The organism is Pseudomonas triticicola (assembly GCF_019145375.1).
GTDB classification, from domain to species: Bacteria; Pseudomonadota; Gammaproteobacteria; order Pseudomonadales; family Pseudomonadaceae; genus Aquipseudomonas; species Aquipseudomonas triticicola.
In genome coordinates this window covers 3,895,389-3,908,095 of the sequence record NZ_JAHSTX010000001.1, presented here as the reverse complement: position 1 = coordinate 3,908,095, position 12,707 = coordinate 3,895,389, and the positions used below count along the sequence as shown (strand labels likewise).

6 protein-coding genes are annotated in these 12,707 nt (G+C 62.1%); 5 read left to right on the top strand and 1 reads right to left on the bottom strand.

Annotation, left to right across the window (positions count from 1 at the left end; translation table 11 throughout):
* Positions 1-148: 148 nt before the first annotated feature.
* From cobG to KVG85_RS17300, 5 genes are all read left to right on the top strand, one after another.
* Complete coding sequence (cobG, locus tag KVG85_RS17320; protein WP_225926683.1) at positions 149-1,447, top strand: precorrin-3B synthase; 1,299 nt, start codon at positions 149-151, stop codon at positions 1,445-1,447.
* Complete coding sequence (locus KVG85_RS17315) at positions 1,440-2,066, top strand: precorrin-8X methylmutase (RefSeq protein ID WP_076565519.1); 627 nt, start codon at positions 1,440-1,442, stop codon at positions 2,064-2,066. Before cobG ends, KVG85_RS17315 begins: the two co-directional genes overlap by 8 nt.
* Positions 2,063-2,797, top strand: coding sequence for a precorrin-2 C(20)-methyltransferase (locus tag KVG85_RS17310; protein WP_373877941.1), 735 nt, complete (start codon positions 2,063-2,065; stop codon positions 2,795-2,797). Before KVG85_RS17315 ends, KVG85_RS17310 begins: the two co-directional genes overlap by 4 nt.
* The gene (gene cobJ, locus KVG85_RS17305; protein WP_217864466.1) at positions 2,797-4,497 is read left to right on the top strand and encodes a precorrin-3B C(17)-methyltransferase; all 1,701 of its coding nucleotides are present in this window, start codon (positions 2,797-2,799) and stop codon (positions 4,495-4,497) included. The genes KVG85_RS17310 and cobJ overlap by 1 nt, the downstream gene beginning before the upstream one ends.
* A 367-nt stretch (positions 4,498-4,864) precedes the next feature.
* On the top strand, positions 4,865-11,971 hold the full coding sequence (locus tag KVG85_RS17300; RefSeq protein WP_217864465.1) for a TcdA/TcdB pore-forming domain-containing protein: 7,107 nt from the start codon (positions 4,865-4,867) through the stop codon (positions 11,969-11,971).
* Positions 11,972-12,049: 78 nt separating this feature from the next.
* Here the strand turns inward: KVG85_RS17300 and KVG85_RS17295 are convergent, their stop codons facing one another.
* Positions 12,050-12,646, bottom strand: coding sequence for a MarC family protein (locus tag KVG85_RS17295; protein ID WP_016771870.1), 597 nt, complete (start codon positions 12,644-12,646; stop codon positions 12,050-12,052).
* Positions 12,647-12,707: the final 61 nt, after the last annotated feature.

The following is a 12,707-nucleotide window of genomic DNA, read 5'->3' as shown; positions in this document are numbered from 1 at the left end:
CAGAGGCAACAACTGAAGCCTGCCTGCCCCACCGGTCGAGACAGAGGGCAGACTTTTCATACCGGTGGGCAAAGCAGGCATAATACCGCGCCTTCGCCCGCGAAGCGCTTCTGCCACACAACCGGTCAGCCCCTTGAACGAACGCCCGATGTCCACCGCCTTACGCCCCTCGGCCTGCCCGGGGTTGCTGCGTATCGTCCAGGCACTGGACGGCGGTATCTGTCGGATCAAGCTCGATGGCGGTTCGATCAGTGCTGATCAGGCCGATGCGGTGGCCGCTGCCGCCGAGGAGTTTGCCAGTGGCGCGATTGAGGCGACCAATCGCGGCAATCTGCAGATTCGCGGCATCGGTGCGCAATCGGCGGCGCTGATCGAGCGCTTGCTGGCCGCTGGCCTCGGGCCGAAGAACGCCGCCGGCGACGATGTGCGCAATCTGATGCTCAGCCCGGCCGCCGGCATCGATCGGCAGATGCTGATCGACACGCGCCCGCTCGCAGGGCAAATCCTCGACACCTTGCAAAGCCATCCGCGCTTCCATGAGTTGAGCGCCAAGTTCGCCGTGCAGCTCGATGGCGGCGAAGCGCTGGCAATGCTCGAACATCCGCATGATCTGTGGCTGTCGGCATTCGAGCGTGACGGCGATGTCCTCTGGGCATTCGGTCTGGCCGGTTGCCCGATCGATCGGCCTCTCGGCGCTGTGACTCAGGACAACGCTCAGGCGCTGGTGGTCGCCGCGCTGGAATTGTTCCTCGACCTGGCCCGGCCAGAGCAAACACGGATGCGCCATCTGCTCGATGAATTTCCCAGGCTCGCGTTTCTTGAAACGTTGCGCGAGCGCGTATCGGTAAAGGCGATCAGCAATTGGCAGCGCCCGACGTCGGCAGACGCGCTGCACATCGGCGCTCATCAGCAAAACATCCAGGGTCTCTGCTACGTCGGCGCGGTGCCGCCACTGGGCCGACTTGATCCGGCGATGCTGCGTGGCGCGGCGCAACTGGCTCGACAATCTGGCGATGGCAGTCTGCGCTTCACGCCGTGGCAGAGCCTGCTGTTGCCGAACGTGCAAGCGACGGATACCGACAACGTGCTTGAGCAGTTGCGGGCGTTGGGCCTGTTGACGACCGAGGCCGAACCACTGGCTCGCCTGATCGCCTGCACCGGCGCCGATGGCTGCGGCAAAGGCCTGGCCGACACCAAGCAGGATGCCCGGCAACTGGCACCTCTGCTGCCAGCGGGACTCAACGTACACCTGTCGGGTTGCTCGCGCTCCTGCGCCGCCGCCCACTGCGCGCCAGCGACGCTGCTGGCCGTTGCCCCCGGTCATTACGACCTCTATTTTCGCGATGCAGCACAACCCGGTTTCGGCACGCTGCACGCCTGCAACCTTACTATTGAAGCGGCCGCGACCCTGCTCGACGCCCGCTCCCGGAGCCCCCTTGATGCTTGATTACATCCGCGACGGTCAGGAGATCTATCGCAACTCCTTCGCGATCATTCGCCGCGAGGCCAATCTGGCGCGCATTCCCGCCGATCTGGAGAAACTCGCGGTGCGGGTGATCCACGCCTGCGGCATGGTCGAGGCCGTCGACGGTCTGCAATTCTCCGAGGGCGCGGGCAAGGCCGGGCGCGATGCACTGGCGGCCGGTGCGCCGATTCTCTGCGACGCGCGGATGGTCTCCGAAGGCGTGACCCGCACGCGCCTGCCGGCCAACAACCAAGTGATCTGCACTTTGCGCGACGACAGCGTGCCGGAGCTCGCCCGCGAGTTGGGCAACACCCGCTCGGCTGCCGCGCTGGAACTGTGGCGCCCGCACCTCGAAGGCAGTGTGGTGGTGATCGGCAACGCACCGACCGCGCTGTTCTACTTGCTGGAAATGCTCGACGCCGGCGCGCCGAAACCGGCACTGATCCTCGGTTTCCCCGTGGGTTTTGTCGGCGCTGCCGAATCGAAAGCGGCGCTGGCCGCCGACAGTCGCGGCGTGCCGTTCGTGATCATGCAAGGCCGGCTGGGCGGCAGCGCCATGGCCGCCGCCGCCGTCAATGCCCTCGCCACGGAGATCGAATGATGCAGGCCAAAGGACGTCTGATCGGCCTCGGTGTTGGCCCCGGTGACCCGGAACTGATCACTGTCAAAGCCTTGCGCCTGCTGCGCGAATCGCCGGTGGTCGCGTATTTCGTCGCCAAGGGCAAGAAGGGCAATGCGTTCGGCATCATCGAGGCGCATCTGGTCGAGGCGCAGAATCTGCTGCCGCTGGTCTATCCGGTGACCACCGAGGCGTTGCCGGCGCCGCTGTCCTATGAACAGGTCATCAGCGATTTCTACGACGAGGCCGCTGTGGCGGTCGCCGAACATCTGGATGCCGGCCGCGACGTGGCGGTGATCTGCGAAGGCGACCCGTTCTTCTACGGTTCCTACATGTACCTGCACGACCGCCTCGCCAGCCGTTATGAGGCCGAAGTCGTGCCCGGCGTGTGCTCGATGCTCGGCGGCGCTTCGGTGCTCGGCGCGCCGCTGGTGTATCGCAATCAGAGCCTGTCGGTGCTTTCCGGCGTGCTGCCCCAGGAAGAATTGAAGCGGCGTCTGGCCGATGCCGATGCGGCGGTGATCATGAAACTGGGGCGCAACTTTCCCAAGGTGCGTCAGGTGCTGGAAGAACTCGGTCTCGCCGAGCGCGCGCTGTATGTCGAGCGCGCGACCATGGCCAATCAGAAGATCGTGCCGATGGATCAGGTCGAGCCGATGTCCTCGCCGTACTTCTCGCTGATCATCGTCCCGGGCGAACGGTGGCAAGGTTGATGAGCCAAGCGACTCCCGCCATCGTCATTCTCGGCCAGGGCAGCCTCGCCACGGCGCGGCGCATTCAACAGGTCTATCCGGCGGCGCAGGTCCATGGCCTTGCCGGACGGGTTGAAGGCGCCGACAGCCGCTATGAGGAATTCGGCGCGACCCTGCGCGCGTTGTATCGGCAGGACACGCCGATCATTGCCCTGTGCGCAGCCGGCATTGTCATTCGCACGCTGGCGCCGCTGTTGCTGGAGAAAGGCGCCGAACCGGCGGTGCTGGCGGTGGCCGAAGACGGCAGCGCGGTGGTGCCGTTGCTCGGTGGCCTCGGCGGGGTCAACGTCATGGCCCGGGAGATTGCGGCGGCGCTGCAAGTCGCGCCGGCGATCACCACCAGCGGCGAATTGCGCTTTGGCACCTGCCTGCTCAATCCGCCAAGCGGCTACGCACTGGCTGATCTGGAATCGGGCAAACGCTTCGTTTCCGATCTGCTCGCCGGGCACAGCGTGCGCATCGAAGGCGCGGCGCCGTGGCTGGATCAGGCGCAGTTGCCGCAGGATCCGCAGGCGCAGCGGTCGATTCATGTAAGCAGTGCGCAGCGGGTGGCCAGTGCCGATGAATTGCTGATTTACCCGCGCAGTGTGGCGGTGGCAGTGAACGCTGACGTGGCGGATCTGCCGAACGCCATTCGCGCTGCGTTGCACCAAGCCAGCGTCGCCTTGTCGGCACTGGCGTGTCTGGTGGCAGCGGACGCTGAAATGGCCGCATCAAATCTGCGCGAGGCTGCGCTCGAGTTAGGCGTACCGCTGCGCTTCGTCGCAGCGCAAAACGATCTTCAGGCGTTGGCCCGAGTTGCAGTGCCTGCGGCGAAGGTGATCAGCACAGAACATCTGGCGATCGCGATTGCCGAGCAACCACTGGACGTCGCGCAGATCGGCCGCCCGCGTGGTCGCCTCGCGGTCATTGGCCTTGGCCCCGGCGCCGCCGAACTGATGGTACCTGCGGTGAAAGCCGAACTGGCCCGCGCCACCGATGTACTGGGCTACGAAACCTATGTGCGCATGGCCGGCCCTTTCCGAGACGATCAGGTGCAGCACTGCACCGACAATCGCGAAGAAATGCAGCGTGCCCGCCATGCCTTCAGGCTCGCCGCCGAAGGCCGCTCGGTGATCGTGGTTTCCTCGGGCGACCCGGGCGTATTCGCCATGGCCGCTGCGGTGCTCGAAGCCCTGCACGAATCGGACGATCCGGCGTGGCACAACGTCGATCTGGAAATCCTCCCGGGCGTTTCCGCCTCGCTGGCCACTGCGGCTCAGGCCGGTGCGCCGCTGGGCCACGACTTCTGTGTGATGTCGCTGTCGGACAACCTCAAGCCGTGGTCGATCATCGAAAAGCGTCTGGATCTGGCCGCCGAAGCGGATCTGGCCCTGGCGTTCTACAACCCGATTTCCCGGGCGCGCCCGTGGCAACTGGGCCGGGCGCTGGAGATCGTTGCGCAGCACCGCTCGCCTGAAACACCGGTGGTGCTCGGTCGGGACATCGGCCGGCCGGGGCAGACGCTGCGCACCACGACCCTGGGCGCATTGACACCGGAACAGGTGGACATGCGCACCATGGTGTTGATCGGCTCTTCGACCACCTGCACTTTCGCCCGTGCCGGGGGCGGTGAATGGGTGTATACGCCGCGTTGGTATGGTGAAAAACCGCTGTCCTGAAAGATCCTCCGCTCATGCAATTGTCAGCGATGGAAAGTTTGAGCGGTTGTAAGTTCGATTGAAGTTTCAACTGTTTTCCACCAGCAATAAACAATGGTCATGTCCCACAGGGCATGGCCATTTTTTATGCCCGACGGTCGCGCCGGTCCGCTAATTATTACGCTGCCGTTACAGCGTAGTGCTCCGGTGTTATCAGATATTGCCGGGGACAAGCTTTGTATTCCTTGTGGTTTGTGTGGCGCGTATTCGCCCACTAGGGTGCTGTGTTCACAGCACTTGTCGAGTGTCGTTCAAATCAATCTACCGCTCTGCAGCGGCGCGAAAGTGTGCGCGGTCAATGAGCCATTTAATAAACAAGGAGTGTGTAATGGCTTTGAAAAACGATTATTCGTTCGGGCGAGCGTTCATATCTGCGCAAGAATATTCGGTGCTTTCCAGGACCTTGCGGGAGTTCTCCACCTCGGCGCAATACCAAGCGCTTAACGACTATTACCAGCAAGCCAGTCAAACGACTGATCCGGTGTCGTTGTTGACCCTGGCGAGCCTGTTTCAAGAGCAACTTGCAGCGCTGCTCAAACGCAAGAAAACCCCTGTCCCGACGGCTGTCGATGACATTGCGCGAGGGCTGCAACGTTATCTGTCACGGCTTTCGACGACCGTGGAAATGTTGTCGGGGCTGACCCGGCCTGTTCCGAAAGTCATCCATTTCGTCTGGGTTGGCGGAAGCGAAGTCGGGGTCAATCAGCGCGATTACATGAATATCTGGCGCCAGGTGATGGCGGCGGAGGGTTACCGCTTCAACCTTTGGTACGACAGCGATGCGTTGCTGGCTTTCGAGATGAACCGGGTCATCCTCGACAGTGCCAGGGCTGATGCGATGGCGTCCGGTGGCGCTGCACTCAAGCACGCCGGGCAACTGGCGACTATGATCGAAGACCGCGCACGGGTGTTGAAACAGCAGATGTTCGACTACCTCAGCCAGCCGAAGTGGAGGGGGCGAACCGATGAAGCACGCATCGATCTGATGGTGCGCGCTTATGGCAAGGACCGCGCGACGCTGCAGGCTTTTCGTCAACGCTGCCTCGACAGCCATCTGGCGATGGTTGGCGCGGATCTGCAATTACGCGATGTATCTCACGCCTTTGCCGATGACTTGCTGGCGGACGTCTACCGCCGCGAAGTGTCGATGCGCGGCAACTTCGCCGCAGCGAGCGATGTGGTGCGCTTGCAGGCGGAACTTCGTGAAGGCGGGCGTTATAGCGACATGGATTATCTGCCGCCACTGCTCGACAAGTTGGGCGGTGTCGATATCAGCGATTACAGCCAGACGCAGAAAATCGCGGTTCTGCAACTTCTGTTGAACAACAACCCGCAGTTGATGCCTGGACGCGATCCACAGCATTACCCCGACAGAACCGACAGTCTTCCACAACAACATAAACAACTTCTCGAGGATTTTGCTCGCAGCAAACCGGACGTGCTTGAACTGTTCGAGCCGCCAAAAACCGTGGAGGCCGGCGAGAACGGCTTTCGCATGGGGCTGCAAATCGACGAAGAAATGAATGCACATTTCATCGCCCAGCCGGGCAGCGGCATGACGATGTCGATCATGCAAGTCATTCGGCTTAATTACGACGTGCTCGCGGAAGTGGAAAGACGCATGGCCAACTCGGGATCCGGGTGGGCCGACAGTGAAACCCTGACCACGGTCGCTGCGGCAGTCATCGAAGAGATGTTGGTCAGGTCGAACTTCACCAACTGGAATGAAACTTATGCCTACCAATTGCTCAAAGCGGTTGTCACCTATTACCAGGACGGCATTCGTAATGACGCGGGGGGTACGGTAACGCTCACTGGCCCGGGCGCGGCCCTCGCCGGATTGCATGAATACATCGAAGCCAATTGCGATCCGTATTTCACTCGTCAGGTGCTGGCGCAACAGCGTCTACGCGAGGGCTACAACGTCAATACCGAAGAAGAGACCATTTCCGGCTGGATCGTCAGGGGCGCGGAAAAAGACTGGCTGGAGAAGGAACACGCCCGTTGGGCCGAGGGCAAGCTCAAATCCCGTTATGCCGGACGCTTGTCCGACCTGCTCAATGATCGAAGCCTGACCTTCGAGCGCGGCTGGCCCGTTGTCGAAGGCAAACCGGTGCTGTTGACCGCGGTGCTGCAACGTTTGATGGATGATCTGGGCGAGCCGTTCATTCGAGCGATGCGAGACAAGTTGAGCGGGGAGGTTACCTTCGATCAAGCCGTGGTCATCGACTTCGACACCCGCCAACAGGTGCTGGCGCAAGGACCTGTCGTGGTGCCGAGCTCCCGTGGCGCGGATTCTGTCAGCCATCTCAACGAACTGTTCAGCCGCATCGCCCACGGAACGCTGCCGCTGGAGCAACTGAGCCCCGCGATGCGGGTCGTGCTCGGGGGGATTTTCGGCGCGACGAGCGTGGACGATGGCGGGTTCGCCGATACCTGGCAACAGGTGCGCGACCTTGCCATCGCCACCGACCGCGACGGCACTTTCGCGCGCTACGATGCGATTGAAAAAGCCGTGCGCCAACGCCGCTCGGCGGCGTTCGAGAACGGGCTGGAACGCGACCTGCCGACGGCCACATCGACGACCCGCGAGCTCAAGGTGCAAGCCATGTCTGAGCCGCTGACGCTGCGCCAGTGGGGCGAGCGTATCGGCCAGATCAAGCACAGCGCCCGGCAGGAGTTTCGCACGCAGATCTTGCAGCGCAGCGGCCAGGTGCGTGACGTCTTTTTCAAGGCCGGCGCGGTGTCGGTCAAGCAGTTGCCGCAGGATCTGTTGCAGCACAACGCGGGCGACCCGGGGCGCCGCTGTTATCCGCTGGTGCTGCTGATGGGCGCCGCCGTTGCAGCTGGCGAGCCGGCGGAACGGGCGCTGGTCGGGCATGTCGCCAGCGCCAGCGCGAGTCCCGACGAACTCGGCTCGCGGGCGTTGCGCAGTGCGCTGGACGAACTGCGCGCCTTGCCCACCGGCGAGGTCGGCTTCGCTCGCGGTGTGCGGCGCATGGACAGCATCATGGCCGCGCTGGACGCCAGTGCGGCACCTGCGGTGCTGCTGCTCGACACCGGCGACCACGCCCTGCTGCTGGCCAAAGTGCGAACCGGTGAGCACGCGGCCTATCGCTTCTACGACCCCAACTTCGCTATCTATGGGTTTGCCGATGGTGCGCAGATGCAGCGTGGCGTAGAGCGTTATCTGAGCGCGGACGACAATGCACTGGCGAAGCTTTATGGCCTGGGCGATGCGGCCAATGCGCTATTCAACGTGATCGAACTGGACACCTCGGCGATCGCCGAACGCAGGCTGTCATCGGATCTGCGCGTGGACAGTTTTCTGCACAACCTTGCGCTGGCTGATCCGCAGGACGCTTCGATCTGGCACAAGCAAGCGCTGGCCCGTACCCGGTCTCTGGGCGAAAACGCTCGACTGGGCGCCAGTCTCGCGCAACTGGACGCACGCTACTGGGCCAGCGAGTTCGAGCAGGCAACCGAGCGCTTGCGCCGTGAGCACAAGGTGGCGCGTGATTACGTGCCGTTGCTCGATACCCTCGGCAACAAAGCCGACAGCGGCCACAGCATTACCCTGATCGATCCGCGCAATGCGCAAAACACCCTGACGGTGATCACCCGCGATTCGCGCTTTCAGAAAATCAGGCAATACGTCGAACGACTCGTGCAGGGCGGCGCGGCCAGGCCCGGGCAGACGGCTGACCACGACGGTGGCAGCCGGCTGAGTTTTGCCTTTGCAATCCAGACGCTGATCAGTGAAATGCGCCAGCGCGATTACCGCGCTGGCGATACGGTGCCGACGCTGACCGTTGCTCTGCAGATCCAGGTGTACGTCAGTTATGCACAGCTGGGCTTTGGTGTGGCCAGCGATGCAGTGCAGGTCATCCAGTTGGTGCGCCATTTAGCGGCGGCCGAGCGGGCGTTGCAGCAGGGCTCATTCGCCGCACGCCTGGCAGGACAGGCCGCAACGGGCGTTGGTGTGGCATTTTCCGTGGCCAATATCGGCTTCGACATCTACAACCTGACGCAGGCAGAGAATCATGAGCAGCGAGCGCGGTTCTCCACGTCCCTGGCGTTCAACACGGCGGCGCTGGGTCTGGATCTTGTCGCCCTGGCAGCGGGCGGAACGGTGGCCGCGTTCGCCGCAGCGCTGTCCGTGCCGCTACTGGGCGTGGGTATCGGGGTGACCGCCATTGCCAGCAATCTCGGGCAGATCATGGACAAGGCTGCGGCCATTGGCGAGCACCTCTCGCAGATTCACGACGCTTATCAGCAATATTACGAACGCGCTGGTGCGGTCTTGCAGTTCCCCTCTCTGGCCGTGATTACCGAGGTGGATCTGCACAGCAGAAGGGTGGCGTTCGAGGGGCAGAAGTTTTACCCCTGGAAAGGCAGTGCGCTGGAGCTGCCGCAGTACGACGATGATCCAGCCAGGCGACATGCCGCGATCAACATCCCCAGAGCCTTTCAACGGCCTGCTGTCGGCAGCGTCTGGGGGACCTTGCCCGAGGCGCTGGTGCTGCCCTGTTCACCCGTCTGTTACTACGGCTACGAATATCAGCTCGGCAGCGCCGGGGTCGTGCCTTTTTCCAAGACCCGCTATCCGCAGTTGCATGACCGCCTGGCACATCAGCTGGAATATGACGCGCTCGGTAACCGGGTGTTTTACCTGTTCAGTACGCCGTTTGCGCCGCACATACTCTACAAGCTGCATCCGGTCTTCATGGCCACGACGATCAAGCTGCAGTTGAGCGCCGAGGTCAGCCAACTGGTGGTTCCGGACCTGCCACCAGAGTGGCGCGAGAAGATTGCCTACCGGATCACCGCACCGCAGGGGCAATACCGGATTCGCCTGGTGCCGGGCCTGCTGGCGGTGAACTTCGAGCAAGCGCATGGCTGGGAACAGGTGACATGGACGGTGCAGGCGTCCTGGGCACGGGTAGAACAGGTCAGCTTTCGTGAAAAGCCACGGGACAGCATCGACAGCGCACCTGACATGCTGGTCGATGGACTGGTGTTGAATCGTTTCGATGGCGTCATCGAACTCGCCGAAGGACTGTTCCGGGTCGACTGGACAGGCCTCAGCCTGCATCTGATCGGCGTTGTCCTCGACTACCAAAACAAAGCTGCGGATCAGTTGCGCAGCGCCGACATGACAGCCAGCGTCATCCCGGCGCCGGTTCGGCGCTATCTGCGCGCTCAGGTCACAAGCGGGCAATTGACCGCAGCGTATTTGCCGTTGCGTAACTTCAGAGTGCCGTTCAATTCGCCGGGCCAGCCAGTGGTGACCACCGGCTATTACGACACCGCGCGGGATCGGGTGCTGTTCGCCCGTAACCTGCCGCAGGAGGTCAACGAGGGCGTGGTTCTGGCAGGCGTCAACGCGGGCCATGCGTGGTTTTATCATCCCGATCATCCATCGCTATGGCGGGTCGATGTGCTGACCGGCACCGTCCAGCATCGCTACCGTCTGAAAAATCCGCGAATGGGATCGACGATAATTGGCTGCCAACAACAAGCCAATGGTGCGCTGCGGATTGCGCAGAAGCTGACGGCAGAAGCGTTGCATGGCACCACCACCATCGAGTATCGGATCACCGGTCAGCAGGTGGAGCTGACGGCTTGCAAGATCACTTTTGCGGCAGAGGATTATCGGTTCGAACCGCGCGAAGCGCTTCGACAAATCGATGCCCCGGACAAGGGCGACTCGACAGACATGGCCGCCAGCAGCAGCGGCTGGTCCTGTGCTCCGTTCATTGTCGTCGGGGGTTATGCCGGGGCGCAGTTGCGCGATCGGGCGTGGCTGAACATGACAACGGGCAAGTGCATTCAGGCCAGGCAAGACCTTTCCTGGCCCGAAGACTTGTCGATGCTGATGCCGTCCAACCCTGAAAACAGTGCAGTGCTGTTCTATAGCCAGCAGGAGCGGACCATCAGCCGCGGCATCGAACCCCGTGTCGGGCATTGGCAGAATGTGGTGGTCGAGCGCGATGTGGTCGAAATCAACCAGTCCGGCCCGCGCTACATAGCTACCAAAGATGACGGCCGACTGTTCGAAATCGATATCGTCGACGTGCCGGCAGCGGCAGCGATCGACGACGCGATTGTGTTTCAGTACGGGGTTCCTTCCCTTGCCCACAGAAGCGATGAGGCGTGGCTCGATCAGGCCGATAAGCCGTCGATTCTCCGGTTCGCCGGTGTCGGGCCGCGTTGGCTGCAGCGACATCCCGATTGGTTGAGCGCATTGCCCGCGCTGGCCACGAAAGCGCCGTTGCTGCCGTTGCCGATCTTCGGTCTACGTGATGTGGCAGGTCAGGCGTTCGTGGCGGCATGGTGTGTCGATGGCAGAATCGCTGTGGCCGATATCGGTCAAGGCAAGGAGCTGGCGCTGTTCGGTCTGACCCCGGATAACAGCGCGGTCTGGATGCTTGAAATCAGCGCCGGACAACTTTACCGCCAGCCGCTGGTGGCGATCGACGCACTGCGGGGAGTGTTTGGCGCTGACCATCGTTTGCTGAAACCGGAGGCGCTCGGCAGGCCTGAAAAGGTCTGGACGTCATGGACTTTTGCTGAGGTGCGACGCCAGGGTGAAGGGTTGGTCGCGCAGACCCTTGATGGCGTGCATCTGCAATTGCTGGATAACCAGCCGGCAATGATCGTAGGCGTGGAAAATCGCTGGTCTCATGTGCCGGGTCAGAGCGATGAACAGTTACGTGCGCGCCTGCGAGAATTGTTGCAAGGGCATGCCCACGCGCCTGTCATACAAGTGGCAAGTGCAACCGGACGCTATTTGTATTACCTGCCGCAACTTGATCAGCTGTTCGATCTGGCCGGGCGCAGCGACGGGCAGTGGTCGGCATTTCTCGGTACGCGCGGGTCGAAGCAGCCGATGCTGTTCGACCCGGTCGACCAGTTGATTTTCAGCGCCGGCCCGAACGACGGCGTCTGGCTGCCCGGCAGTTATGCGGATCGCGACGCCGAGGTCATGGTGCTTGAGATAGGTGATGACATCACAGAGATTGAAACATTAGTGCCCGATGGCGTCGCCAGGCTGCTGCTGGCTTACGGTGCGCAGACCTCGGGTTATCGGCTGTCGCAAGCGTCCTTCCAGCGCCTGGACTGCATCGTGGTCGATGGGCGACAGGCTTCGGATGCTGAAACGGCAGAACCTTGCCTGCTGGATCTGGATCTGGACGAGTGCGGACATTGGTGGATGTCACGGGTCGATGATGATGTGGTGCTGACCGATCCGGACTCCGGACACAGTCTGATCGTGCGCAATTTCGACGGACAACGCCCACTGCTACTGATGCTGCCCATCGCCGGGCGGCAACATACCTTGACGCTGGCTCAAGGGCTGCAAGCCTTCGCCACTGTGCGCGGTGTCGAGGCAACGGTCAGCCTGACAGCGGTGATCGCAGCGCTGCGCTGAGGTCGCCATGCACAGCAAAACGCCGCGAACGGTGACCGTACGCGGCGTTTTGTTGTGGCGGTTGCGCTGCGACAATGCTCAAGGCACCAGATAACCCTTCACTCCGGTAAAGATGATTTGCGCTGCCAGCGCGCAAACAAACAATCCCATCAAGCGGCTGACAATCTGCAAGCCCTGATCGCCGAGAATCCGCTCGATGCGATTGGACAGGTACAGCACCACACCGACAGTGAAACTGGCGAGCGCAATACTCATGATTGCGGTGAGCTTGTCGTCCCAGTGCGGCTGGCTGACGCCCATTACCAGCAAGGCGCCGATGGTGCCGGGGCCGACTGTCAGCGGAATGGTCAGCGGCACGATGGTCACATCCTGCTGCACATTATCGGCCTGCACCGCCGGCTTGCCCTGAGCCATGCCCAGCGCGGAAATGAACAACACACTGCCGGCACCGATGCGGAAGGCGTCCACGGTGATGCCGAAGACATCGAAAATCACCCGCCCGAACAAATACAGCAGAACACTGGAAATCAGTGTGGCGAGGGCGACCTTCCACGCCAGACGCCGCTGTTCCTTGCGCGAATAGCCACGGGTCAGGCTGATAAAGCAGGACAACACGAAGAACGGGCTGTAGAGCACCAGCATCTTCAGATAAACGCTGAACAACACATGGAGCATGATGCAAGCTCACTGGCGATGGAGTCGGGGGAGTCTATCAGGCACCGGACAATCTGTCGGT

Excerpts from the sequence above, each read along its gene's own strand:
- cobG (WP_225926683.1), top strand. The coding sequence starts at position 149 with ATGTCCACCGCCTTACGCCCCTCGGCCTGCCCGGGGTTGCTGCGTATC.
- KVG85_RS17315 (WP_076565519.1), top strand. The coding sequence starts at position 1,440 with ATGCTTGATTACATCCGCGACGGTCAGGAGATCTATCGCAACTCCTTC.
- KVG85_RS17310 (WP_373877941.1), top strand. The coding sequence starts at position 2,063 with ATGATGCAGGCCAAAGGACGTCTGATCGGCCTCGGTGTTGGCCCCGGT.
- cobJ (WP_217864466.1), top strand. The coding sequence starts at position 2,797 with ATGAGCCAAGCGACTCCCGCCATCGTCATTCTCGGCCAGGGCAGCCTC.
- KVG85_RS17300 (WP_217864465.1), top strand. The coding sequence starts at position 4,865 with ATGGCTTTGAAAAACGATTATTCGTTCGGGCGAGCGTTCATATCTGCG.
- KVG85_RS17295 (WP_016771870.1), bottom strand. The coding sequence starts at position 12,646 with ATGCTCCATGTGTTGTTCAGCGTTTATCTGAAGATGCTGGTGCTCTAC.